This window comes from Geodermatophilus amargosae (assembly GCF_041028265.1).
GTDB lineage: Bacteria > Actinomycetota > Actinomycetes > Mycobacteriales > Geodermatophilaceae > Geodermatophilus > Geodermatophilus amargosae_A.
In genome coordinates, this window is the sequence record NZ_JABGCW010000002.1 from 473,939 (window position 1) to 497,784 (window position 23,846).

Consider the following 23,846-nt stretch of genomic DNA (forward strand, 5'->3'; position numbering starts at 1 on the left):
TCAGGTGGCCGGGCTGGGGTCGGACCGCTCCTCCGGCGGCGCCGCCTGCACGTCGCGGATCCGGTACTTCTCCACCGCCTCCCGGACCGTCGAGCGGTCCAGCTGACCGCGGTCGGCCAGCGAGGCCAGCGTCCGGACGACGATGGACTCGGCGTCGACGTGGAAGTGCCGCCGCAGCGCCGGGCGGGTGTCGGACAGGCCGAACCCGTCGGTGCCCAGCGTCGACATCCCGCCCGGGACGTAGGGCGCGATGAGGTCGGGGACCGCCCGCATCCAGTCCGACACGGCCACGACCGGCCCCTCGGCGTCCTGCAGCCGCTGGGTCACGTACGGCACCTGCGGCTCGTCCTCCGGGTGCAGGAGGTTGTGCTCCTCGCACGCGTCGGCCTGCCGGCGCAGCTCCGTCCACGACGTCACCGACCACACGTCGGCCGACACGCCCCAGTCCTCGCGCAGCAGCTCCTGCGCCCGCAGCGCCCACGGCACCGCGACGCCGCTGGCCAGCAGCTGTGCCCTGTGCCCCTCACCGTGGCCCGGCGCGTACGGGTACATGCCGGCCAGCAGCCCCTGCACGTCGAGGCCCTCGGGCTCGGCGGGCTGGTGGAACGGCTCGTTGTAGACCGTGAGGTAGTACATGACGTCGGGGCTGCGGTGCCCGCCGAGCGGGGCGCCCGGGTCCTCGCCGTACATGCGCAGCAGCGCGTCCCGGGTGATGTGCCCGACCTCGTAGGAGAAGGCCGGGTCGTAGGACACGACCGCCGGGTTGGTGTGCGCCAGCAGCAGCGAGTGCCCGTCCTCGTGCTGCAGGCCCTCGCCGTTGAGCGTCGTCCGCCCGGCGGTGGCACCGAGCAGGAACCCGCGGGTCATCTGGTCGGCGGCGGCCCAGATCGAGTCCCCGGTCCGCTGGAACCCGAACATCGAGTAGAAGATGTAGATCGGGATCATCGGCTCGCCGTGCGTGGCGTACGACGTCCCGACGGCGGTGAACGACGCCGTCGAGCCGGCCTCGTTGATGCCCTCGTGCAGGATCTGGCCCTGCTCGGACTCCTTGTAGGCCAGCATCAGCTCGCGGTCGACCGAGGTGTAGCGCTGCCCGGCCGGGTTGTAGATCTTCTGCGACGGGAACAGCGAGTCCATCCCGAAGGTGCGGGCCTCGTCGGGGATGACGGGCACGAACCGCGGCCCGAGCTCCTTGTCCTTGAGCAGCTCCTTGAGCAGGCGGACGAACGCCATCGTCGTCGCCACCTCCTGCTTGCCCGAGCCGCGCCGCAGGACGTCGAAGGCCTTGTCGTCGGGCGCCTTGAGCGTCTTGAACTCCGCCCGGCGGCGGGGGACCGCACCACCCAGGGTCCGGCGCCGCTCGAGCATGTACTGCATCTCGTCGGAGTCCGCGTCGGGCCGGTAGTAGGGCGGCAGGGTCTTGTCCAGCGCCTCGTCGGGGATGGGCAGGTAGAGCCGGTCGCGGAACGCGGCGAGGTCCTCCGCGGTCAGCTTCTTCATCTGGTGGGTGGAGTTGCGGCCCTCGAAGTGGCTGCCCAGTGTCCAGCCCTTGATGGTCTTGGCGAGGATCACCGTCGGCTGGCCCTTGTGCTCCACGGCCGCCTTGAACGCCGCGTAGACCTTGCGGTAGTCGTGCCCGCCGCGGGAGAGGTCCCAGACCTCCTTGTCGCTCATGTGCTCCACGAGCTTGCGGGTGCGCGGGTCGCGCCCGAAGAAGTGCTCGCGGACGAACGCGCCGTCCTCGGCCTTGTAGGTCTGGTAGTCGCCGTCGGGCGTCTGGTTCATCAGGTTGACCAGCGCGCCGTCCCGGTCGGCGGACAGCAGCGGGTCCCACTCGCGGCCCCAGATCACCTTGACGACGTTCCAGCCGGCGCCGCGGAAGAACGACTCGAGCTCCTGGATGACCTTGCCGTTGCCGCGCACCGGGCCGTCGAGCCGCTGCAGGTTGCAGTTGACGACGAAGGTGAGGTTGTCCAGCTCCTCGCGGGCGGCCAGGCCGATCATGCCGAGCGACTCGGGCTCGTCCATCTCGCCGTCGCCGAGGAAGGCCCACACGTGCTGGTCGGAGGTGTCCTTGACGCCGCGGGCCTGCAGGTACCGGTTGAACCGGGCCTGGTAGATCGCGTTCATCGGGCCCAGGCCCATGGAGACGCTGGGGAACTCCCAGAAGTCGGGCATGAGCCGCGGGTGGGGGTAGCTCGACAGCCCGCCGCCGGGGTGGCTGACCTCCTGGCGGAAGCCGTCGAGCTGCTGCTCGGTGAGCCGGCCCTCGAGGAAGGCGCGGGCGTAGATGCCGGGGGAGGCGTGGCCCTGGAACCAGATCTGGTCCCCGCCGCCGGGGTGGTCCTTGCCGCGGAAGAAGTGGTTGAAGCCGACCTCGTAGAGCGAGGCCGAGGAGGCGTAGGAGGAGATGTGGCCGCCGACGCCGATGCCGGGCCGCTGCGCCCGGTGGACCATGATCGCGGCGTTCCAGCGGATGTAGGCGCGGATGCGCCGCTCGGTGTCCTCGTCGCCGGGGAAGTACGGCTCCCGCTCGGGCGGGATCGTGTTGATGTAGTCGGTGCTGCGGAGGGCCGGGACGCCGACCTGCTGCTCACGGCTGCGCTGCAGCATCTTGAGCATGAGGTAGCGGGCCCGCCCGCGGCCTGCGTGCTCGACGACGCTGTCGAGCGACTCGACCCACTCCTGGGTCTCGTCGGGATCGGTGTCGACCAGCTGGCTGGGGAGCCCGTCGGTGATGACCGCACGGGGCCGGCCGGCGTCGCGGGTGGGGTCGCCACCCTGCTGCGGAGCGCTCATGGGTCCATCGTCGCGCGCCGGGATGGTCCGCGTCACGTGAGACCTCCCGGCCAGCGGTGGACGGGGCCTCCCCGGGCGCGTCGGCGACGAGCGCTTGCGCGTGACCAGGCATGCCCTACGCTCCTGCCCACGCGGACCGACGCCGTCGGGACAGCGCCTTCCGGGCACGAGAGGGGTGACATGACCAGGCAGCGGGTGGATTCCCCGCCGGTCGTGTCCGCCGTCGGCCCCCACGACTCCCACGCGCCCGTCACTCGGCGCCTCGCGCCTGCCTGCGCACCGCCGGCGGCCGGCCACACCTCGGAGGAACAGCAGGGATGAGCGTCGACTCGGGCAGCGCCGGCATGGCGGCCCGCCTGGGCATCAAGCAGGGCATGGTCGTCCAGGAGCTCGGCTGGGACGAGGACGCCGACGAGGACCTGCGCGACTCGATCGTCGACCTCTCGGGCAGCGAGATGGTCGACGAGGACACCGACGAGGTCGCCGACGTCGTCCTCCTCTGGTGGCGTGAGGACGACGGCGACCTGGTCGACGCGCTCGTCGACGCCATCGCCTCCCTCGCCGACGACGGGGTCGTGTGGCTGCTGGTGCCCAAGTCCGGGCGTCCCGGCCACGTCGAGCCCGGTGACGTCACCGAGGCGGCGCCCACGGCGGGGCTGGCCCAGACGAGCAGCATCTCCGCGGCCAAGGACTGGTCGGGGATCCGGCTGGTCACCCCGAAGACGGCCCGCACCCGCCGCTGACGCCGTCCCGCTGACCGGACCGGCGGGCCCGTGCGGCACGATCGGGGACATGAGCCTCTCCGTCGGTGACGTCGCGCCCGAGTTCAGCCTGCCCGACCAGGACCGCCAGGTCGTCTCCCTCGCCGACCTGCGGGGGCGGCCGGTGCTCGTCGTCTTCTACCCGTTCGCGTTCTCCGGCATCTGCACCGGCGAGCTGTGCCAGCTGCGCGACGAGCTGACCACCTACACCGACGCCGGCGTGCAGGTGGTCGCGGTCAGCACCGACCCCGTGTTCAGCCTCAAGGCGTTCAAGGCGCAGGAGGGCTTCGACTTCCCGCTGCTGAGCGACTTCTGGCCGCACGGCGCCACCGCGCAGGCCTACGGCGTGTTCAACGACAAGGCCGGCATGGCCCTGCGCGGCACCTTCCTCGTGGATGCCGAGGGGAAGGTCGCCTTCGCCGAGGTCAACCAGCCCGGTGACGCGCGCGAGCAGTCCGGCTGGAAGGACGCCGTCGCCACGATCGCGGCCTGAGCCCCGGACCACCGCCCGGGGTCCCTACCCTGGGCGGGCGGGGCGCGTAGCTCAGCGGGAGAGCTCTCGCCTTACAAGCGAGCGGTCGCAGGTTCGATCCCTGCCGCGCCCACCCTTCCCCGTGCACGGCGCCGAGTGGTCGGTTGCCGTGGTCATCGACCCGCGGTCGTCTCAACGGGCTCGAGACGACCGCGGGTCCACGACGGGCGGCGACTGCCGCTGGGGCTCAGGCGGCCGCGGCGGGGCGGGAGCCGTGCCGGGGGACGTCGGGCCGCGGGAAGGCCGGGCGCAGCGCCAGCGGGGCGCGGAACGGCCGCCAGGTGCCCTCGGGCTGCGCGAGCCGGTCGGCGACCGCGTAGATGACCGCCGGGTTGTGGCCCATGCCCAGGTGGCTCGCGTAGACGGCGATGTTCTCCGACTGCGGGCCCAGCCGGTCCAGGCAGGCCTGCCAGGCGACGATGCCGTCGTGCTGGGAGTAGATCGACGTCGACGGCATCTCCAGCGGCGCGCACCCGCTCTCCAGCGGCAGCGTGCGCTTCTCCACGTGCAGGTGCGAGTACCGCTCGAACACCTTGTGGGCGCGGGTCTGGCTGTCCGACTGCAGGCCGAAGGGGCTGCCGAGGGTGATGACCTGGCGCACCGCGTCGGGGGCCTTGCGAGCCAGGTCGCGGGCGAAGATCCCGCCCAGGCTCTGCCCGATGAGGCTGATCGGCCGGCCGTAGCGGTCGCTGAGGTCCTCGATGCGCTGGGCCATGCCCTCGACGCACTCGGCGGTCGGGCCGATGTTGCGACCCAGGCGCCAGCCGTGCACGCGGTACCCGAGGCGCCGCAGCGTGCGGCGCAGGGTCACCGTGGACATGTCGTCGGCCATCAGGCCGGGGAGCACGAGCACCGGGTGCCCGTCACCGGCCGGGAGGCGCGGCATGAGCGGCCGGGCCGCGAGGTACAGGCCGTAGTCGGCGAACGCCCTGCCCACCTCGGTGACGTACAGGGGCAGGCCCGGCCCCGCGAACTGCTGTCGTGCCACGTCGTCCTCCTCGCTGGCGGTCCCGGGCCTCTCCTCGACCCATGACCACTGACCGGCTGGGTACCACTCTGGGGCTCCGGTCACACCTGACCGTTGCGGCGCGCTGGAGAGATCGTGATGCAGACCACAGCCGTCGCAGCCGTCGCAGGGGCACGGCGAGCGCCGTCCCGGAGGCCGTGGAACCGTACGGACGGCGGCGCGACGGGCGCCGTGGCGTACGGCAGGAGGACCGCAGGGTGGACGTGGACGTGGACGTGGACGAGGCGCAGGCGCCGGGGACGAGCAGGACCCTCGACCTGGGGGGCCCGGTACACGTCGTCGACTACGGCGGTGCCGACGGCGGCCAGGCGGTGGTCCTGGTGCACGGCCTCGGCGGCTCGCACGGCAACTGGGACCTGCTCGCGCCGCTGCTGACGCCGACCTGCCGGGTGTGGGCCGTCGACCTGCCCGGGTTCGGCCGCAGCGAGCCCGGGGAGCGCCGTGCCACCGTGCCGGCCAACGTCGAGGTGGTCCGGCGGTTCCTGCGCGAGGTCGTGGGCGAGCCGGTGGTCCTGGTGGGCAACTCGATGGGCGGGATGATCTCGCTGTTCACCGCCGCGGCCGAGCCCGGCCTGGTGCACGGCCTCGTGCTACTGGACCCGGCACTGCCCGGCGGACGGCGGCGCCTGGACCCCCTGGTCGCGGCCACGTTCGCCCTCTACGCGCTGCCCGGGCTGGGGGAGCGGTTCCTGGCGCTGCGCCGGTCGCGCTCGACGCCGCTGACCCGCGTGCGGGCGATGCTCGAGCTCGTCGGCGTCGACCCCGACGAGCTGCCCGCTCCGGTGGTCGACCGCGCGGTGACCCTGCTCGAGCAGCGCGAGGACGTCGCCGGGATGGACCGCGCGTTCCTCACCGCCGCACGCTCGCTGCTGCGGATCCTCCTCGACCCGCGCCGGTATCGGTCGGCCATGGACCGGATCACCGCGCCGGTGCTCCTGGTGCACGGCGACCGCGACCGGCTGGTCCCCGTCTCCGCGGCGCGCGAGGTCGCCGAGGCGCACCCCGCCTGGCGCTACGAGGAGCTGGCGGCGGTCGGGCACGTGCCGCAGCTGCAGGTGCCCGACCGCCTCGCCGGCCTCGTGCTCTCCTGGATGGGGGAGAGCGTCAGCGGGTCCGCAGCTCGGTCTTGAGCACCTTCCCGCTGGGGCCCTTGGGCAGCTCGTCGATCACCACGACCTCGCGCGGGTACTTGTAGGCCGCGAGCCGTTCCTTGCAGAACCCGATGACCTCGGCCGGCTCGGCCGAGGTGCCGGGGCGCAGGCTGACGTAGGCGACGACCTCCTCGCCGAGCCGCTCGTCGGGGCGGCCGATGACGGCGGCCTCGAGCACCGCCGGGTGGGCGTGCAGGACCTCTTCGATCTCGCGCGGGTAGACGTTGAAGCCGCCGCGGATGACCAGGTCCTTCTTCCGGTCGACGATGTAGAAGAAGCCGTCGTCGTCCTGGTAGCCGAGGTCCCCGGTGTGGAACCAGCCGCCCTTCATCGCCTCGGCGGTGGCCTCGGGCCGGCCGAGGTAGCCCTTCATGAGGTTGTGCCCGCGCAGCACGATCTCGCCCACGTTGTCCGGGCCGTGGGGCAGCTCGCGGTCGTCGGTGTCGACCACGCGCACCTCGCAGCCCCACAGGCGCTTGCCGATCGACATGACCCGGCGCTCCTCGGCGCTGCGGTTGAAGGTGGCCACCGCGCAGGTCTCCGACAGCCCGTAGCCCTCGAGGACCGTCGCGTCGTACGCGGCCTCGAAGCCCTTGATCACCTCGCCGGGGATCGACGCGCCGCCGGACACGCAGATCCGCAGCGAGGAGACGTCGCGGCCGGTGAGGTCGGCGTACATGAGCGCCACGAACATCGTCGGGACGCCGCAGAACACGGTGACCCTGTGCTGCTCCATCGCGTCGAGGACCGCGCCGACGTCGAAGCGCGGCACCAGCACCAGGGTCGCCCCCGCGCGGATGGCGCAGTTCATGACGCTGGACAGGCCGAAGACGTGGAACAGCGGCAGCACCGCCATGGCGACGTCGTCGTCCTGGTACCGGAACGTCTCCGCGGCGACCGAGGCCGCCATGTACGCCTGGAAGTGGGTGAGCTCGGCGCCCTTCGGCTTGCCGGTCGTGCCGCTGGTGTAGATGACCACCGCGGTGTCCTCCGAGGACATCTGCTCGACGTCGGAGGGGTCGGCGCCCTGCCCGGCGGCGAGCAGCGCGTCGAACGGGGTGGTGTCCGGCGGCGCCTCCGGCCCGCCCGGTGAGGGCACCACGTACACCCGCACGTCGCCGGCGCCGGCGGCACCCTTGACCGCCTCCTCGGCGAAGGCGTCGAAGGTGATCAGGACGCGCGCGCCGCTGTCGGACAGGTGGTAGCTCACCTCCGGTGCCTTGAGCAGCGGGTTGAGCGGCACGAGGGTCATGCCGGCCTTGAGCGCGCCGAAGTAGGCGAGCACGAACTGCGGCACGTTCGGCAGTTGCAGGGCCACGCTGTCGCCGCGCTGCAGCCCCGCCTCCCGGAGCCCGGCCGCGACCTGTCCCGACAACTGGTCGACCTGGCCGTAGGTCAGGGTGAGCGGGCCGAGGCGCAGCATCGGCTTGTCGGGGTGTGCGGAGGCGGACTCACGCAGGATGGTGGCGAGGTTGAAGCTCATGGCCGCTCCCTGGGCTCGGCTGTGACGCGGGTAACACCGTCGCAGTACCGCACCAGGGACCTGCTACACCTCACCGGCGGCCGAGAGCCACCACCTCGTCGAGTCCGGCCTGCAGGTCGGCGACCAGGCCGGCCGGGTCGGTGACCGCGGCGGCGTCGAGGTTGACGCCGATGCAGCACGTGTCCTCGTGCGAGAGCAGCGTGACCATCGCCGCGCAGCCGGGCAGCGGCCCGAACGGGAACATCCGCAGGATCCGCGACCCGGCGATCCAGACCGGGTGCGTGACGCCGGGCATGTTGCTCACCTGGACGTCGTTGGCGCCCGTCACCCGCCCGGACAGCGCCCCGACGACGGGGGCGGGGATCCAGTGCAGCACCGGGCCGAGCAGGTCGTCGGTGACCCCGCCGGCGCTGGTCTCGCGCGCCGACAGGACGAACTCGCGGATGGTGGAGACCCGCGCGGCCGGGTCCGCCTCGCCCAGCGGCGCGGTGAACCGCGCGCCGGTGAAGCGGTTGCCGCCCTGGGCGTCGTCGCGGGCGCGCAGGCTGATCGGGATGCCGATGGTCATCGTCTCCAGCGGCGCGCCGGAGCGCTCGTGGTACCGCCGGAAGCCGCCGAGCACCGCGGCGAGGAACCCGTCGTTGAGGCTGCCGCCGGCCGCCTTGGCGCCCGCCTTGAGGTCGGCGAGGGGCACCTCGAGCACCTCGAAGTGCCAGTCGCCGCCGCGGGGCGCGAGCAGCGGCGAGCTGCCGCGCGGCGGCGCGAGGGTCCGCGTGGCCGCGCGGGCCGCGTCGAGCGCCTGCGTGGCCACCTCGCGCGGGTGACGGAGGGTGCCCAGCGCCTCCACGCCGCGGCGCAGCGCGGCCAGCGGCACCGACCGCGCCGTCCCCACGAGCTGCTCGGTGAGCGCCCCCACGCGGGAGACCTCCCCGGGCACGGGGGCCGGCGGCTCGGGGCGGGCGGGGTCGGTCTCGGGGCCGCGGCGGTGCAGCAGGCCCATGAGCTGGACGGCGCCCAGCCCGTCGGTGGTGCTGTGGTGGGTCTTGACGACGTAGGCGGCGCGCCCGTCGGCCAGCCCCTCGACGAGCATCACCTCCCACAGCGGCCGGTCGCGGTCGAGCAGGGCGGAGGAGAACTCCCCGACGACGTCGAGCAGCTGGCGCATCGACCCGGGGTCCTCCAGCCGGACGCGGTGCACGTGCCGGTCCAGGTCGAGGTCCTCGACGGTCACCCAGCGCGGCGCGCCGACGCCGAGGGCCGGCTCGACCACCCGCTGGCGCATCCGCGGCACCATCCGCGAGGCCCACTCGTGCGCCCCGCGGAAGCGGGCCCAGTCGGGCGCGGTGTCCAGCACCTCCAGCAGCGTGACGTTGGCGCGCAGCCGCGGGTCGGCGGCCTCGGCGCGCCACATCGCCGTCTCGATGGGGTTCATCTCCGGCGAGGTGCCCCAGTCCAGCGGCGCGGCCGGCACCGCGGGGGCGGGCGCGCCGTCGTCGACGGTGGGGGACTCGGCGACGACCGGGCGCTGCGTACGGCCCGACCAGTTGGCCAGGGTGGCGAGGTAGGAGTCGCGGACCTCGGCCACGTGCTGCTCGATGTCCTCGGCCCGCCAGTCCGTCGTCGGCACCGGCGGCAGCACCCTGACCTGCACGGTGCCGGCGGTGACCACCGTGGCGCCGCGCCACATCAGCTCGCCGGCGTTGCGGATGACCACCGGCACGATCGGCACGCCGGCCTGCATCGCGACGTGGAAGGCGCCCTTCTTGAACGGGCCCAGCGTCGGGGTGGCCGAACGGGTGCCCTCGGGGGCGATGACCAGCGAGATGCCCTCCTGCAGCCGCTGGACGGCCGGCTCGAGGGCGCGGCGGGCCTGCGCGGGGTCGCTGCGGTCGACGAAGGCGACGTCGGCCAGCCGGAACGCCAGCCCGAAGCCCGGCGTCCTGGCCAGCTCCTTCTTGGCCACGCCGGTGAACCCGCCGCGCAGCAGCTTGGCGAGGATGAGGACGTCGAGCTGGCTCTGGTGGTTGAAGAGGAAGACCGCCGGCCGGGTGGCCAGGTGCTCGGCGCCCTGGACGTCGAGCCGGACGCCGGCCAGCGCGCTGCCGAGTTCACCCGCCAGGGTGAGCCCGAGGTCGACCGCCTCCCGCCGGGAGCCGCCCAGCGCGCCGACGGCGAGGCCGGTGGTGAAGCCGCCGAGCATGCCGCCGATGCCGGCGACGGTGCGGGCGAGGTCGGTGGCTCCCGTGCGGCCGCGCCGGCGGAAGCGGGCGACCGGCCACGAGTAGTGCCGGGCCGCGGCGGTCAGCCCCCGGCCCGGGTTGAGCGCGCGGGCCCGGCCGACGGTGCGCAGGAAGGGGACGTCCTCGTCGCCGTTGGAGTAGGCGTAGCTCTGCAGCAGGTCGATGCCGTGCTCCTCGGCGAAGGCCCGCACGGCCGCGGCCTTGCCGGCCCGCCACAGGAGCGGGCCGCCGGGGCGCCCGGTGCAGACGCCGTCGACGATCTCGACGGGGGAGACCAGCACGTGCTCCACGCCGAGGGCGCGGGCGGCCGGCTCCACCTGGAAGCGGGTGGCCGAGGAGGCCAGCACGACGGTGTGCCCGGCCTGCAGGTGGGCCGTGACCAGCCGCCATGCCTCGGGGTACAGCGATCCGGCGATGCCCTGGACGAACAGCCGCTCGCCGAGCTCGGCCAGCTCGTCCTCGCTGCGGCCGGCCCAGGCGCGCATGCCCGACACGGTGAACCGCTCGAAGTCCTCCTCGGTGGTGACCCCGCGCAGCCCGGTCAGCAGCAGCTGGCCCAGGTCGGTCGGCGTCACCTCCAGCGAGCGCAGGTGGTGGCGGGCGAAGGCGGCCAGCGAGTAGCCGTCGATCACCGTGCCGTCGAAGTCGAAGAACGCGCCGACCCGCCGGCCGGGCGGCGCCGCCTCGACGTCTGCGATCAGCTGCTCCTCGGTCCAGACGTTCGTCCGGGCCATCGCGGCCGCCTGCTCGCGCAGTCCACCTCCGGGCGGCGTCTCGGCCGTCACGGTTCCACCCCCACGTTCTCCCGCCGCGCCGCGGCGTCCAACTCGTCGATCACCACTACTCGGCCGACGACGTCCCGCACTTGAGCGGCCCACTCCTGCCGCCGCCGGGCCAGCTCCTCACGGCCGGGGTCGACGAGGTCGAGGTTCGCGGCCAGCCGCAGCGCGCTGGAGAACAGCTCCCGCGACAGCGACTCCGGCCCGTGCAGCCGGCCCTGCAGCAGCATCTGCTGGCCCACCCCACCGCACTCGGCGAGGAACTCCGGTTCCGTCACCGGGGTGCGGGGGTCGCGGGCGGCGAGCCGCTCGGCGACGACGAGCTGCGCGTCGACGAAGGACCGCAGCACCCGGTGGGCCACCAGGAGGTCGGCCCGGCAGAGGACCTCGCGGCCGCCGGACGTCTCCCACTGCGGGTCCAGCCGCTCGAGCTCGGCCGTCAGCCTCTCCCGGTAGGCATCCCGCTCGGGGAAGAAGAACTCGAACTTCAGCAGGTCGCGCAGGCGGTGGGCCTCGTCCCAGCGGTCGTCCGGGTCGCGGAGCATGACCAGCTCGGCGATCGCCCGGTCCACGAAGTGGTGGATGGCGTTGTTGCGGTAGAAGGCGGCCACCAGGTGCTGCCCGCGCTCGATGGCGTAGACCGGTTCCTCGCCGCCCTCGTAGACGGTCACCACGCCCTGCGCGGCCAGCGCGCCGAGCACCGGGCGCACGCCGCGGGCGCTCTGCAGGGCGGCGCCGGAGTGCGGCAGGTCCCGCTCGGTGAGGTAGCGCAGCAGCGGCTCGAGCACCCGCTGCACCTGCGCCAGCGTGAGCGCCCGGTCCCGGACGCCGAGCAGCGCCGTGGTCACCAGCGCCGTCGCCGTCGCCGGGGTGAGGGAGTTGATGCCGACGGCGACCTGGAAGGCCACCTTCTGCAGGGTGAGCCGGCGGGCGTCGGGGTCGGCCGGGTCGGCGCCGTTGCGCAGCGCGGCGGCCAGCGACAGCGGCTCGGCGAAGCCGACGTGCACCGTCCCCAGGGGGGTGCGCACCTGCTCGCGGATGTAGGAGGCCATCCACGACAGGCCCTCGCCGCGCTTGGCCGCGCCGCCCTGCTCGGCGGCCATCCCGGAGACCTCGCGCAGCTGGTCGTAGGTGATGGAGACCGGGACCAGGTAGACGTCCTCCACGCGCTTGCGCTCGACGGCGTCGGCGACGAAGCGCAGCAGCCCGTGCCGCGGCGGGCGCAGCTTGCCGGTGCGCGAGCGGCCGCCCTCCATGTACCACTCGAGGTTGAACCGCTTGGCCAGCAGGAACGCCAGGTACTCCCGGACGGCGGTCTTGTAGACCTGGTCGTCGCCGAAGGTGCGGCGGATGAACACCAGGCCGGCCCGCTTGGCGATCGGCCCGACCGGCCAGAAGCGCAGGTTCTCCCCGCCGAGCACGTGGTTGCGCGGGAAGTCGTGCCGGGCGAGGACGTCGGCGAGCACCAGCGGGTCGACGTAGGAGCGGTGGCTGGGCAGGAACACCAGCGGGTGGGTGCGGTTGAGCTCGCGCAGGCCGGTGAGCCGGGCGGTGTCGGCCTGCACGTCCCAGGCGCGGGAGTGCACCGGCCGCAGCAGACCGGTGAACACCTCGACGGCGGCCGGGTCCATCGCCGCGACCAGCTCGTCGAGGTCGGCGGCGGCCTCGGCGGCCACCTCCTCCTCGGGGGTCTCCAGCCGCTCGGCCAGCGCGGCCACCTCCGCCCGCCACTCGGGGCTGTAGCGGATCGCCTCGGCCACGTGCCGCGGCACCTTCGCCCGGTCGCCGACGACCTGCCGCTCGGCGCGGTCGAGGGCCAGGGCCGCCTGGTGGGCGACGAAGCCGGCCAGCGTGCCGGTGCCGTCCCAGCGCGCGGTCAGCTCGGCCACGGTGGCGGGCTCGGCGACCACCACGCGGGCCCGGTCGGGGTCGCGGCGCACCGCGGCGGCCTGCAGCGGGCGCGGCGGGCGCCGCTTGAGCGCGGGCCGGGCAGCCGACCACCGCTCCCGCCGGCGCCGCCGGCCGGTGCCCTGCCGGGTCACCTCGGACCCGCCGCCGGGCGCCCAGGCCACCCGCGTGGCGGTCACGACCGTGGCGGGGTCGGCGTCGGCCAGCGGCCCGGCCAGCGCCGTGCCCTTCAGCGGCAGGACCGTGCCGCCGAGCGGCAGGGCGCCGGCCACCAGCCGGCGCTCCACCTCGCTCGCGGCGTCGACCAGCACGATGCGGGGGACGTCGGTGTCCGCTCCGGGGCTCATGGCGCGCTCCTCTCAGGCACTCTCGTCGGCACTCGGTGGCCGGCGGACGGGATCCCCCGCTGGTCACGCGGACGCGCCGCGGGGGACGGATCCTGCCCCCTCGCGGCGCGGCGCGGCGCCGGTACCGGTCTCAGCGGTGGTCGAGGGTGGCGCGCAGGGCCTCCAGGCCGGTGAAGCGTGGCTGCCAGCCCAGCTCCCGCTTGGCCTTGGAGGTGTCCATGATCGCGGGGTGGCTGGCCGCCTCCACCCACTCGGCGACCGGGGGCAGGAACGGCAGCCGGGACACCGCGCGGGCGGCGAGCTGGGCCGGTGCCGCCGGCAGGGGCAGCGGGATGGCGCCGTACTCGCGGGCGACGTCGGCAGCGGTCAGGACGCCGTCGCCGGCGATGTTGTAGGCACCGGGCGGGCCGGCGGCGACGACGCACTGCAGCAGCGCCTGGCCGACGTCGTCCTCGTGGATGAACTGCAGCGGCAGGGCGGGGACGAACGCCGGCACCGGCACCGGCAGCCGCCGGGTGCCCTGCTCGGCCAGCCGCCGCCCCAGCGGGGCCAGCGGCCCGGGCAGCACGTCCTTGGCGCCGACGGTGTGCGGGCCGAGCACCACCGGCGGGCGCAGCAGGTACAGGTCGATCTCCGGGTGGGTCTCCGACTCCGCCTGCAGCAACTGCTCGAGCTCGGCCTTCTCCTGCGCGTAGAACAGCTTCGCCGCCGGGCGCACCGGCCACTCCTCGGTCATGCCGACCGGGTTGTCCGCGTGGAACCCGTAGGCGGCGACGGAGGAGGCGTAGACGAAGCGGCGGGCGCCGGCGGCGGCCGCGGCCCGGAAGGCGTTGAGCGTGCCGTCGACGTTGATCGCGCGCGTCGTCTGCCGCGAGGCGTTGCCGGTGATCAGGAAGGCCAGGTGGACGACGACGTCGGCGCCGGCGAAGGCCTCCCGCAGCGCGTCCGCGTCGCGGACGTCGCCCTGCCGGTACTCCATCTTGGTCCAGCCGCGGGCGGCCGGGTCGAAGGGACGGCGGGCGATGCCGACGACGCGGCCGACCCGCTCGTCGGCCTGCAGCAGCGGGACCAGGCCCTCGCCGAAGGTGCCGGTGGGGCCGGTGACGGCGACGGTCAGGTCAGCTTCGGGAGCGGTCACCCCGGACCGCTACCCCCGGCCGCCGGGCGTGAACCGGGTCACGCCCGGCGGCCGCCGGGTCACCGCGCGGCCGTGACCGGCTGCTTCGCGGCGGCCAGCTCGACGAGCTCGGCGATGCCGCGGCAGATGCCCTCGGACAGCACGTCGACGTCGGGGAAGCCGTCGAAGTCGGCGTTGATGCCGAAGGTCATCTCGTTGAGGTAGCTGAAGATCCCGATCGAGATCCGCGTGCCGCCGGCGATCGGCACGTACGGGTGCGCCGAGACCATGCGCTTGCCGAGCACGTAGAGCGGCACCCGTGGGCCGGGCACGTTCGTGGTCACCGCCTGGCACCACATCTGCCCGGTCTGCATGGCCGCCCGGACGCCCATGGCCAGCAGCGTCGGCGCCACGTAGTCGCCCATGCTGATGATCGAGCGGGCGTCGACCGCCTGCATCGTCCGCTTGTACTCGTCCATCTGGCTGCGGATGGACGCCAGCCGGGCCAGCGGATCGGCCTCCCCGACGGGCAGGTCGACGAAGACCGCGGTCACCCGGTTGTCCAGCGATCCGCGCTCGCCCTCCTTGCGCACCGAGATCGGCACCATGGTCCGCACCACCGTGTCGGCGCCGAGCGCGCCGCGGCCCTTGAGCAGTTCGCGGAACCCGCCGGTGATCGCGGTGAGGACGATGTCGTTGACCGTGCCGCCGAGCGCGGCCCGGGCGGTGCGCAGGTCCTCGAACCGGGCGTCGGACCAGGCCCAGCGGCGGTGCGGCCCGATCGGTCCGGTCAGCGTGCGGGCCAGGGGCGTGAGCGCCTGGCGGGCCAGCTGCGGGACCGTGCTGACCGCCGCCCGGGCGCTGCTCACCAGACCCTTCGCGCCGGTGGCGACGGCGTCGGGGCTGTGCACGAGCTGGCGCAGGGGAGCGGTGGCGGTCTCGGTGAGCGCGCCCGCGACCATCGCCAGGCTCGAGGGGGTCCGCTGCGGCGACCAGTCGCGCGGCGCCGCCTGCTCGGCGTTCGGGTCGAGGTCGAACATGATCTGCATCAGGTCGGTGCCGGCCACGCCGTCGACCATGCAGTGGTGGACCTTGGAGATGATCGCCCACCGGTCGTCCTCCAGGCCCTCCACCAGCCAGACCTCCCACAGGGGCTTGGCCATGTCCAGGCGCTGGCCGAGCACCCGCCCGGCGAGGTTGCGCAGCTGCTCGGTGCCGCCGGGCTTGGGCACCGCGGTGTGCCGCACGTGGTAGAGGATCTGGAAGTGGGGGTCGTCGACCCACAGCGGGCGGCCCAGGTTGAGCGGCACCTCGCGCACCCGCTGCCGGTAGCGCGGGACCTGCGGCAGCTTGCTCAGCAGCAGCCGCACCAGGTCGCCGTAGGACGGCGCCGGCCCCTCGAAGACCGCCACCGAGCCCACGTGCAGCGGCGCGTTCTCGGTCTCCGCGTAGTAGAACCCGGCATCGGTGGCACTCAGGCGGTCCACGGTCGCTCCTCGGCTTCATCGAGACGGTGTCGGCGGTGTTCCGTGTCCAGCGGCGCGGCCGGCGGAACACGGTCGTGTGGTGCCGGCCACACTAGGCGCGTCGCTGGTCAGCCTGCCCGCCGGGCCGAGCCGGGGCCAGTGGCGGCCACCCGGTCGAGCAGGTCGGTGAGCGCCCGGTCGACGACGGCGGTGCGGGTCATGTTGACGCTGTGCCCGGCACCCGGGACGACGACGAGCTCCGCGCGCTCGCCGATCCCCTCGGCCAGCCGGCGGCCGTGGGCGGCGGGCGTCAGCCGGTCGTACTCCGCGGCGACGACGGTGCACGGCACCCGGCCCAGCACCGGCAGCGACCCCGTCTCGTCGTGGTCGAGGAAGGTGCCGTAGAAGGCCAGCGTCACCGTCAGCGGCGTCTCCTCGAGCATCGCCTGCACCACCCGGACCGCCTCGCGCGTGGCGTCGTCGCGGCCGAACAGGAAGCGGCGGGTGAACCGGCGGCCGATCCAGGTGCCGCGGCGCCGCAGCCGCTCCAGCCCCGGCGCCAGCATCCGCAGCCACCACAGGTAGAGCCCCAGCAGGTGCAGCCGGCGCATCAGCTGCACCGCCCTGCCCAGGAGTCCGCTGGCGACCAGGCCGCCGGCCGAGGTGGCCAGCAGGAACGCGCCGACGACGCGGGTGCCGAACAGCTCCGGCCGCTGCCGCGCCAGCGCCATGACCGTCATCCCGCCCATCGAGTGCCCCGCCAGGACCACCGGCCCGGGGGGGACGACGGCGTCGAGCACCTGGCCGAGGTCGCGGCCGGTGCGGTCGATGGTCGCCGTCCGCGGGTCGACCCAGCGGGACCGGCCGTGGCCGCGCTGGTCCCACAGGACGATCCGGGCGCGGTCGCGGATCGCCTCGCGCTGCAGCTCGAACTCGCCGAGCCGGGCAGTGAAGCCGTGGCAGAAGACCACCGTCAGCGGAGCGTCCTCGGGTCCGTCGAACTCGACGTGCAGGTCCACGCCGTCGTCGGTGCGGACGGTGCGCGAGCCCGGCGGCGGGGGGCCGTCGATGCCCGGCACGACCGGGATGCGGGGTGGCACGGGGGCACGACGTCGTCGGAGCGGCACCGGTCCATGACAGCGCAACCGCCGGGGACCGGCGACTCAGCCGCCCGGTGCCGCCGTCTCGGGGCGGCGGCCCGGCGCGGCGTCGCGGACCAGCCGGCGGGCGGCGTCGACCTCCCGGGCGACCGGGGCGAGCACGCCGTCGGCGTGGATCTCGGCGTCGTCGGGCGGCCGGTGCGCCCGGACGTCGTCCTCCAGCTCGCGCAGCGCCCGGCGCAGCACCGCCACCTGCCCCGGCTCGGGGGTCTCCCCGCCGTGCCGCGCGGCGATGACCGCCTCGGTGACGGCGTCGGCGGTGCGCTCCAGCTGCACGATCACCGGCCACCAGGCCGCGGCGCGGGTGCTGATCGGCGGCGGCTCGGCCAGCCGGCGCTGCAGCTGGGTGGTCAGCTCGGTGAGCGCGCGGTAGGTGGCCCGGCGGGCGCGGCGGCGCGCGGTCGGGTCCCCGTCGAAGGCGGCGCCCACGAAGGCGTCCAGGGCCAGGGCGGCCGCGCGCAGGGCGTCCTCCAGCGGCGCCCGCCACGTCTGCGGCCACAGCAGGTAGCCGAAGACCAGCACGATCGCGCAGCCGATGAGCGTGTCGGCCAGCCGGGCGCCGACCAGTCCCGGACCGCCGGGGACCGCGAGGTCGAGCAGCAGGATGATCACCGGCGTCTGGAACACCGAGAACAGGCCGAAGTTGGCGCCGCGGGCCCACGGCAGCAGTCCGGCCGCGATCGCCATGGCCACGACCACCCAGCCGTCGCGCGGCAGGAACGACAGCAGCAGCGAGCCGATGAGGACGCCGAGCAGCGTGCCCGCGCCGCGCTGCACCGCCCGGGTGAACACCGAGCCGAAGTCGGGCTTGAGCACGATCGCGACGGTGAGCAGCACCCAGTAGGGCCGCTCGATGGGCAGCAGCTGGCGGGCGATCTCGGCGACGGTCATGCACAGCGCCAGCCGGACGGCGAAGTCGCGGGTGTCGGCGCTGCCGAGGGTGCGGTCGGCCAGGTCGCGCAGCCGCGGGCCCAGCGGCGGCCGGGGGAGTGCGACCGCCGCGCCCGCGCGCTCCTCCGGGTCGCCGACGACGGCCCAGGCCAGGCGCACGCCGTGGCGCACCGCACGGCGCGCGGCAGGGCCGTCCTCCATCGCCGGCGGCCGCTCGGGGGGCAGCTCCCGCCCGCCCGGGACGGCGGCGGCCAGCGCGTGCACCGCCGTGACGTCGTGCGGGTCGGCGTGCACCCCGGCGCGGGCGGAAGCGACCGCGGCCTCCACCAGCGGCGCCGCGGCGTTGAGGACCCCGGCGAGCTCCGACAGCTGCCGGTTGCGGCCGGCGGCGTGGCTGCGGGTGCGGATCACGCGGTCGTAGGCGGCGTTGAGCGCGGTGGTCAGGTCGCGGCGGGCGTCGTCGGTCCGGTCCGTGCCGACGGCGGTGAGCAGCTCCGCGATGCGGGTGAACACCGCCGCCACCGCCGTCCGGTCGGGGTCGCTGGGCTCGCTGGCGGCCTGCACCAACGTGGCGAGCGTCGCCCAGGCCGCGCCGGCGGCGAAGAAGGACACCTCCGCCCACTGCGGCAGCGGCGTGACCAGCCCGGAGGCGAGTGCGGTGTAGACGAGCAGCTGCAGCGCGCCCAGCGACATCGCCGCGTTGACCGAGCTGATCACCGCCGCGACCACCGACAGGACCGCCACCAGGACCACCGGCAGCACCCCGCCGCCGCTGGCGAACTGCCCGGCGACCAGGCCGACCGCCCCGAACCCGACGGCGGCCGCGGTGCGCCGGAGCCGGTCCCGCAGCGGCCTGGCCTGCGGCGCGAGGGTGGCGGCGAGCGCGCCGGTGGTGGCGAAGACGCCCGCGCCGAGGGCCGGCGAGCCGCCGACGGCGAGGGCGACCGCCAGCGGCGCGGGCACGGTGACGGCGAAGCGGGCGACGTCGCGCCAGGGCACCGGCGGGGGAGTGGTGCGGACCAGTTCCTCGAGCCACGCCGGGGCGCGCAGCGACCTGTCCGCCACGCCCCGCAGCCTGCCACCCGGCGCACGGCCCGGTGCGCACGCTGCGGCAGCATGGCGGGGTGGACGCCGACCTGCGCGACGCCGAGCCGGCCGACCTCGACCCGCCGGCGGACGGGGAGACCGCCGCCGACACGCCGGGTCGGCGGCCGTGACCGCCACCCTGGGCGAGGTCGTCGCCGCGCTGGAGGCCCGCTACGACCCCGCGCTCGCCGAGGGCTGGGACGCCGTCGGGCTGGTGTGCGGCGACCCGGCCGAGCCGGTGGACCGCGTGCTGGTCGCCGTCGACCCGGTCGCCGCCGTCGTCGACGAGGCGATCGAGCTCGGCGCCGGGCTGCTGGTCAGCCACCACCCGCTCTTCCTCACCGCGGTGCACGGCGTCCCGGCCGACGACCCGAAGGGGCGCCTGGTGCACCGGCTCGTCCGGGCCGGCTGCGGGCTGTTCGTGGCGCACACCAACGCCGACCGCGCCGCCGACGTCGGGGTCAACGACGCGCTGGCCGCCGTCCTCGGGCTGACCGGCACCCGCCCGCTGCAGCCGGTCGCCCCCGGCTCCCGCGAGGGGCTCGGCCGCGTGGGGGAGCTCGCCGAGCCGACGACGCTGGCCGCGTTCACCGCGCACGCCGCCGCGGTCCTCCCGGCGACGGCGGGCGGCGTCCGCGCGGCCGGCGATCCGGACCGGCCGGTGCGCACGGTCGCCGTCTGCGGGGGCAGCGGCGGCTCGCTGCTGCCCGACGCCGTCGCGGCCGGCGCCGACGTCCTCCTCACCAGCGACCTGCGGCACCACCCGGTCTCCGAGGCGCGGGAGATGCCGGGACCGGCCTTGTGTGACGTGGCACACTTCGCCACCGAGTGGCCCTGGGTGCCCGTGGTCGCCGACGTGCTGACCACGGACCTCACCGGCAAGGTCGAGGCGGTCGCCTCCCGGCGCCGCACCGACCCGTGGACGGTGCACTCCGGGGGCGAGGGGGACCGGACCGCAGGCGCGGCCGGCTGAGGAGGGGGACGGGGATGGCCAGCGCAGCGACACCACCCGCGGGCACGCCGGGCAGGACGGACGCGACGCCCGTGCGCAGCGACCGCAGCCCGTGGAACTGGCTGCTGCTGGTGCCGATCGTGATCCCGCTGCTGGTCCCGGTCTTCAACCGCGTCGAGCCGACCCTCTTCGGCTGGCCGTTCTTCTACTGGGTGCAGCTGCTGTTCGTCGGCCTCGGGGTGCTGACCACCGTGCTCGTGTACCGGGCCACCCGGCGCAGCCCGGCCGACCAGGCCGCCGCTCGCGACGCCATCACCCGCGACGCCAGGGATGCCCGCGATGCCAGGGACGCCCGCGACGCGGCGACCCGCTCGACCGACGACCGGGACGGGGGGCACTGAGCCGTGGACGGGGTCAACGTCGTCGAGCTGACGATCGTCATCGTCTTCTTCCTCATCGTCACGGTCATGGGGTTCGTCGCCGCGCGCTGGCGGCGCGCGGAGAGCCTCATGCACCTCGACGAGTGGGGCCTGGGCGGGCGCAGCTTCGGCACCTGGATCACCTGGTTCCTGCTGGGCGGTGACCTCTACACCGCCTACACGTTCGTCGCCGTCCCCGCGCTGATGTTCGGCGCGGGTGCCGCCGGGTTCTTCGCCGTCCCGTACACCGTGGTGATCTACCCGCTGGTGTTCCTGGTGGTCATCCGGCTGTGGTCGGTCAGCCACGTGCGCGGGTTCGTCACCCCGGCCGACTTCGTCCGCTCCCGGTTCGACTCCCCGGGCCTGGCCCTGCTGGTCGCGCTGACCGGCATCGTCGCGACGATGCCCTACATCGCCCTCCAGCTGGTCGGCATCGAGGCGATCCTCAAGGCGATGGGCGTCGAGGGCGAGCTGCCGCTCATCGTCGCGTTCGTGATCCTGGCGCTCTACACCTACAACTCCGGGCTGCGGGCACCGGCGCTGATCGCGTTCGTCAAGGACACCCTGATCTACCTGACGATCATCGTCGCCGTCATCGTCATCCCCACGAAGCTCGGCGGCTGGGACGTGATCTTCGGCGCGGCCGAGGAGAAGTTCTCCGCCGGCACCGGGGCCGGCGTGCTGCTGCCGGCGACCGGTCAGCTGGGCTACGCCACCCTCGCGCTGGGCTCCGCGCTGGCGCTGTTCCTGTACCCGCACTCGATCACCGGCGTGCTGGCCGCCAGCAACCGCGACGTGCTCAAGCGCAACATGAGCGCGCTGCCGGTCTACAGCCTCGCGCTCGGGTTCATCGCCCTGCTGGGCTTCATGGCGATCGCCGCCGGTGTCACGCCGATCGGCGAGGACGGCAACACGATCGTCCCGGTCCTGTTCCAGGAGATGTTCCCGAGCTGGTTCGCCGGCGTCGCCTTCGCCGCCATCGGCATCGGGGCGCTGGTGCCGGCGGCGATCATGTCGATCGCCGCGGCCAACCTGTTCACCCGCAACATCTACAAGGAGTTCCTCAAGAAGGACGCCACGCCGCGGCAGGAGGCGCAGGTCGCCAAGGTGACCTCGCTGGTGGTCAAGGTCGGCGCGGTCGCGGCCATCCTGTTCATCGACCCGCAGTTCTCCATCGACCTGCAGCTCATCGGCGGCGTGATCATCCTGCAGACGCTGCCCGCGGTCGCCTTGGGCCTCTACACCCGCTGGCTGCACCGCGGCGGGCTGATCGCGGGCTGGTTCGCCGGCATGGCCGCCGGCCTGCTGATGCTCTACAACATCCCGCGCCTGGGGCCGGACGGCACGGTCGTCCGCGAGCACTTCGGCGGGTCGTCGTTCGCGCTGTCCAAGCTCGGTCTCGACGCCGCCTCCAGCGTGTACGCGGGCCTGCTGGCGCTGCTGGTCAACCTCGTCGTCGCCGTCCTCGTGACGCTGGCGCTGCGCGCGGCGAAGGTGTCCGAGGGGGTCGACGGGACGGCGGACTCCGACTACACCGCCGAGCGCGAGGACCCGACCTTCCGCGACCTGCCCGACCCGCTGGAGTCGGCACCGCCCGGAGCGGCGGGGGAGCGGACGGTCCCCCGGTAGCCGAAGGACCCCCGTGCCCCGCGCCGCTCGCAGGCTCGCGGCGGGCCCCTGCACGGGAGCCGGGACACGAGGCGTCGCCCCTATAGGTTGAGGCGGTGAAGGCCGACCACTTCGAGCAGCAGAAGCTCCTGGCCCTGGCCGACGAGGACGTCGCGCTCACCCAGCTCGCCCACCGTCAGCGCACGCTGCCCGAGGTGGCCGCCGTCGAGGCGGCGGCCGAGTCGGAGCGGACCTTCGCGCAGGCCGAGGTCCGCGCCGACACCGAGGTGCGTGACCTCGACCGGGAGCAGAAGCGGCTCGAGGCCGACGTCGACACCGTCCGGCAGCGGGCCGGCCGCGACCAGGCGCGGATCGACTCCGGCGCGGCGACGGCGAAGGAGATCACCTCGCTGCAGTCGGAGCTGCAGTCCCTGGCGCGGCGGCAGTCCGACCTCGAGGACCAGGTGCTCGAGCTCATGGAGCGCCGGGAGACCGCCGACGCCGCGCTGGCCGACGCCCAGGCGGGGAAGGCCTCGGCCGCCGCCGACCGGGAACGGGCCGAGCAGCTGCGCGACGACGCCCTGGCCGACATCGCCGACTCCACCTCCCGCCACCAGGCCGAGCGCGACGAGGTCGCCGCCGGCCTCTCCGCTCCGCTGCTGGCGCTGTACGACCGCATCCGCACCCAGACCGGCACCACCGGCGCGGCGATGCTGCGGGCGCGGGCGTGCCAGGGCTGCCGCATCGAGCTCAACGGCCGGGAGCTCGCCGCCGTCCGCAACGCCGACCCGCACGAGGTGGTCCGCTGCGAGAACTGCGGCCGGATCCTGGTGCGCACCGCCGAGTCCGGGTTGTGAGCGAGCGTGCGAGCTCACCGATGAGCAGAGCAGCCTGGGTCACGACTCCGCCGAGCGCCAGCGAGGCGGCGGCGTGAGCCGCCGGTTCGTCGTCGAGGCGGACGGGGGATCGCGGGGCAACCCGGGCCCGGCCGGTTACGGCGCCCTGGTCCGCGACGCGCAGACCGGCAGGGTGGTCGCCGAGCGGGCCGCCTCGGTCGGCCGGGCCACCAACAACGTGGCCGAGTACGGCGGGCTGGTGGCCGGGCTGCAGGCGGCGCTGGACCTCGACGCGAGTGCCGACGTCGAGGTGCGGATGGACTCCAAGCTCGTCGTCGAGCAGATGTCGGGCCGCTGGAAGATCAAGCACCCGGACATGCAGAAGCTCGCCGTCCAGGCCCGCGACCTCGCCCGGCAGCTGGGCAGCGTCCGCTACACCTGGGTGCCGCGCGCGCAGAACGGCGCCGCCGACGCCCTGGCCAACAGCGCCATGGACGGCACGCCCGTGCACCGCGACCTCGCCGCCGAGCCGTCGGTGGCCGAGGACGACGTCCAGCCCGCCGAGCCCGCTCCGGTCGTCACCACGGTCACACACCTGCTGCGGCACGGGAGGACCGAGCACACGCCCGAGCGCCGCTACAGCGGCCGCAACGACCTGCCGCTGTCGGCCACCGGCCGGGCGGAGGCCGAGGCGGCCGCGGTGCGCGCGGGGGAGCTGGGCATCGACGTCGTCGTCGCCTCGCCGCTGCGCCGCACGCGGGAGACCGCCGAGGTCGTGGCCGGCGCCCTGGGCCTGCAGGTGGAGCTGGACGAGGACCTGGTGGAGCTCGACTTCGGCGACCTCGAGGGGCTGACCGCCACCGAGGCCCGCGAGAAGCACCCGCTGGCCGCCCGCCGGTTCACGGCCGACGTCACCGTGGCCGCGCCCGCCGGGGAGTCGATCGCCGACGTGTCGAGGCGTGTGGCCCGCGCGCGGACGCGGCTGCTCGAGCGGTACGCCGGGAGGACGGTGCTCGTGGTCAGCCACGTGACCCCGATCAAGCTGCTGCTCGCCGCCGGGCTCGGGGTGGGCGACGAGGTCGTGCACCGGGTGTTCCTCGAGGCGGCGTCGCTGTCGACGGTGGCGTGGAGCTCCGACGGCCGCACCTCCGTCCGCGTCGTCAACGACACCGCCCACCTGCGCTAGGCCCCCCTCCCGGCGAGATCACGCGATCTCGCACGTCCGGCCTGCTCGTGGCGTGCGAGATCACGTGATCTCGACCGGGATGTTCTTCAACCGATGAG

At 74.6% G+C, this 23,846-nt stretch carries 17 protein-coding genes and 1 tRNA gene; 9 read left to right on the forward strand and 9 right to left on the reverse strand.

Annotated elements, in window-relative coordinates:
- On the reverse strand, window positions 1-2,799 hold the full coding sequence (aceE, locus tag HLV61_RS03205; protein WP_369252896.1) for a pyruvate dehydrogenase (acetyl-transferring), homodimeric type: 2,799 nt from the start codon (window positions 2,797-2,799) through the stop codon (window positions 1-3).
- A 317-nt stretch (window positions 2,800-3,116) separates the two neighbouring features.
- Between aceE and HLV61_RS03210 the strand changes: the two genes are divergently transcribed.
- The 3 genes from HLV61_RS03210 to HLV61_RS03220 all read left to right on the forward strand — a co-directional run bounded on the left by HLV61_RS03210 (window position 3,117) and on the right by HLV61_RS03220 (window position 4,165).
- Window positions 3,117-3,542 carry a DUF3052 domain-containing protein gene (locus HLV61_RS03210; RefSeq protein WP_369252898.1) on the forward strand — a complete coding sequence of 142 codons (426 nt, stop codon included), beginning with the start codon at window positions 3,117-3,119 and terminating at the stop codon, window positions 3,540-3,542.
- A 49-nt stretch (window positions 3,543-3,591) separates the two neighbouring features.
- Window positions 3,592-4,053 carry a peroxiredoxin gene (locus tag HLV61_RS03215; protein WP_369252900.1) on the forward strand — a complete coding sequence of 154 codons (462 nt, stop codon included), beginning with the start codon at window positions 3,592-3,594 and terminating at the stop codon, window positions 4,051-4,053.
- 40 nt (window positions 4,054-4,093) lie between these two features.
- Window positions 4,094-4,165: transfer RNA gene (locus HLV61_RS03220), tRNA-Val, on the forward strand.
- 114 nt (window positions 4,166-4,279) lie between these two features.
- On the opposite strand, the gene HLV61_RS03225 is transcribed toward HLV61_RS03220, so the two are convergent.
- On the reverse strand, window positions 4,280-5,080 hold the full coding sequence (locus HLV61_RS03225) for an esterase/lipase family protein (RefSeq protein WP_369252902.1): 801 nt from the start codon (window positions 5,078-5,080) through the stop codon (window positions 4,280-4,282).
- A gap of 236 nt (window positions 5,081-5,316) precedes the next feature.
- On the opposite strand from HLV61_RS03225, the gene HLV61_RS03230 reads away from it, so the two are divergent.
- The gene (locus tag HLV61_RS03230) at window positions 5,317-6,249 is read left to right on the forward strand and encodes an alpha/beta fold hydrolase (protein WP_369252904.1); all 933 of its coding nucleotides are present in this window, start codon (window positions 5,317-5,319) and stop codon (window positions 6,247-6,249) included.
- Here the strand turns inward: HLV61_RS03230 and HLV61_RS03235 are convergent.
- The 7 genes from HLV61_RS03235 to HLV61_RS03265 form a co-directional block, all read right to left on the reverse strand.
- Window positions 6,224-7,753 (reverse strand): long-chain-fatty-acid--CoA ligase, encoded by a 1,530-nt coding sequence (locus HLV61_RS03235; protein ID WP_369252906.1) that lies wholly within the window; start codon window positions 7,751-7,753, stop codon window positions 6,224-6,226. The two genes, HLV61_RS03230 and HLV61_RS03235, sit on opposite strands and share 26 nt — an antisense overlap.
- A gap of 70 nt (window positions 7,754-7,823) precedes the next feature.
- Window positions 7,824-10,778 carry a wax ester/triacylglycerol synthase family O-acyltransferase gene (locus HLV61_RS03240; RefSeq protein ID WP_369252908.1) on the reverse strand — a complete coding sequence of 985 codons (2,955 nt, stop codon included), beginning with the start codon at window positions 10,776-10,778 and terminating at the stop codon, window positions 7,824-7,826.
- On the reverse strand, window positions 10,775-13,027 hold the full coding sequence (locus tag HLV61_RS03245) for a glycerol-3-phosphate 1-O-acyltransferase (protein WP_369252910.1): 2,253 nt from the start codon (window positions 13,025-13,027) through the stop codon (window positions 10,775-10,777). The genes HLV61_RS03240 and HLV61_RS03245 overlap by 4 nt, the downstream gene beginning before the upstream one ends.
- 130 nt (window positions 13,028-13,157) lie before the next feature.
- A complete protein-coding gene (locus HLV61_RS03250; protein ID WP_369252912.1) occupies window positions 13,158-14,165 on the reverse strand; it encodes an NAD-dependent epimerase/dehydratase family protein in 1,008 nt (335 codons plus the stop codon).
- Window positions 14,166-14,224: 59 nt separating this feature from the next.
- Window positions 14,225-15,631: a WS/DGAT/MGAT family O-acyltransferase gene (locus HLV61_RS03255; protein WP_369252914.1), complete on the reverse strand. Its 1,407-nt coding sequence runs from the start codon at window positions 15,629-15,631 to the stop codon at window positions 14,225-14,227.
- Window positions 15,632-15,738: 107 nt separating this feature from the next.
- Window positions 15,739-16,710 carry an alpha/beta fold hydrolase gene (locus HLV61_RS03260; protein ID WP_369252916.1) on the reverse strand — a complete coding sequence of 324 codons (972 nt, stop codon included), beginning with the start codon at window positions 16,708-16,710 and terminating at the stop codon, window positions 15,739-15,741.
- Between the two features lie 63 nt (window positions 16,711-16,773).
- Window positions 16,774-18,726, reverse strand: a complete 1,953-nt coding sequence (locus HLV61_RS03265) for an FUSC family protein (protein ID WP_369252918.1) — start codon at window positions 18,724-18,726, stop codon at window positions 16,774-16,776.
- A 148-nt stretch (window positions 18,727-18,874) separates the two neighbouring features.
- On the opposite strand from HLV61_RS03265, the gene HLV61_RS03270 reads away from it, so the two are divergent.
- The 5 genes from HLV61_RS03270 (at window position 18,875) to HLV61_RS03290 (ending at window position 23,748) form a co-directional block, all read left to right on the forward strand.
- A complete protein-coding gene (locus tag HLV61_RS03270) occupies window positions 18,875-19,720 on the forward strand; it encodes a Nif3-like dinuclear metal center hexameric protein (protein ID WP_369252920.1) in 846 nt (281 codons plus the stop codon).
- A gap of 14 nt (window positions 19,721-19,734) precedes the next feature.
- Window positions 19,735-20,100, forward strand: coding sequence for a DUF3311 domain-containing protein (locus HLV61_RS03275; protein ID WP_369252922.1), 366 nt, complete (start codon window positions 19,735-19,737; stop codon window positions 20,098-20,100).
- A gap of 3 nt (window positions 20,101-20,103) precedes the next feature.
- On the forward strand, window positions 20,104-21,747 hold the full coding sequence (mctP, locus tag HLV61_RS03280; protein WP_369252924.1) for a monocarboxylate uptake permease MctP: 1,644 nt from the start codon (window positions 20,104-20,106) through the stop codon (window positions 21,745-21,747).
- Window positions 21,748-21,842: 95 nt separating this feature from the next.
- Entirely contained in the window at window positions 21,843-22,583 is a 741-nt protein-coding gene (locus tag HLV61_RS03285) for a zinc ribbon domain-containing protein (RefSeq protein WP_369252926.1), read from the forward strand.
- A gap of 73 nt (window positions 22,584-22,656) precedes the next feature.
- On the forward strand, window positions 22,657-23,748 hold the full coding sequence (locus tag HLV61_RS03290) for a bifunctional RNase H/acid phosphatase (protein ID WP_369252928.1): 1,092 nt from the start codon (window positions 22,657-22,659) through the stop codon (window positions 23,746-23,748).
- Window positions 23,749-23,846 lie beyond the last annotated feature (98 nt).

Excerpts from the sequence above, each read along its gene's own strand:
- HLV61_RS03235 (WP_369252906.1), bottom strand. The coding sequence starts at position 7,753 with ATGAGCTTCAACCTCGCCACCATCCTGCGTGAGTCCGCCTCCGCACAC.
- aceE (WP_369252896.1), bottom strand. The coding sequence starts at position 2,799 with ATGAGCGCTCCGCAGCAGGGTGGCGACCCCACCCGCGACGCCGGCCGG.
- HLV61_RS03245 (WP_369252910.1), bottom strand. The coding sequence starts at position 13,027 with ATGAGCCCCGGAGCGGACACCGACGTCCCCCGCATCGTGCTGGTCGAC.
- HLV61_RS03215 (WP_369252900.1), top strand. The coding sequence starts at position 3,592 with ATGAGCCTCTCCGTCGGTGACGTCGCGCCCGAGTTCAGCCTGCCCGAC.
- HLV61_RS03275 (WP_369252922.1), top strand. The coding sequence starts at position 19,735 with ATGGCCAGCGCAGCGACACCACCCGCGGGCACGCCGGGCAGGACGGAC.
- HLV61_RS03210 (WP_369252898.1), top strand. The coding sequence starts at position 3,117 with ATGAGCGTCGACTCGGGCAGCGCCGGCATGGCGGCCCGCCTGGGCATC.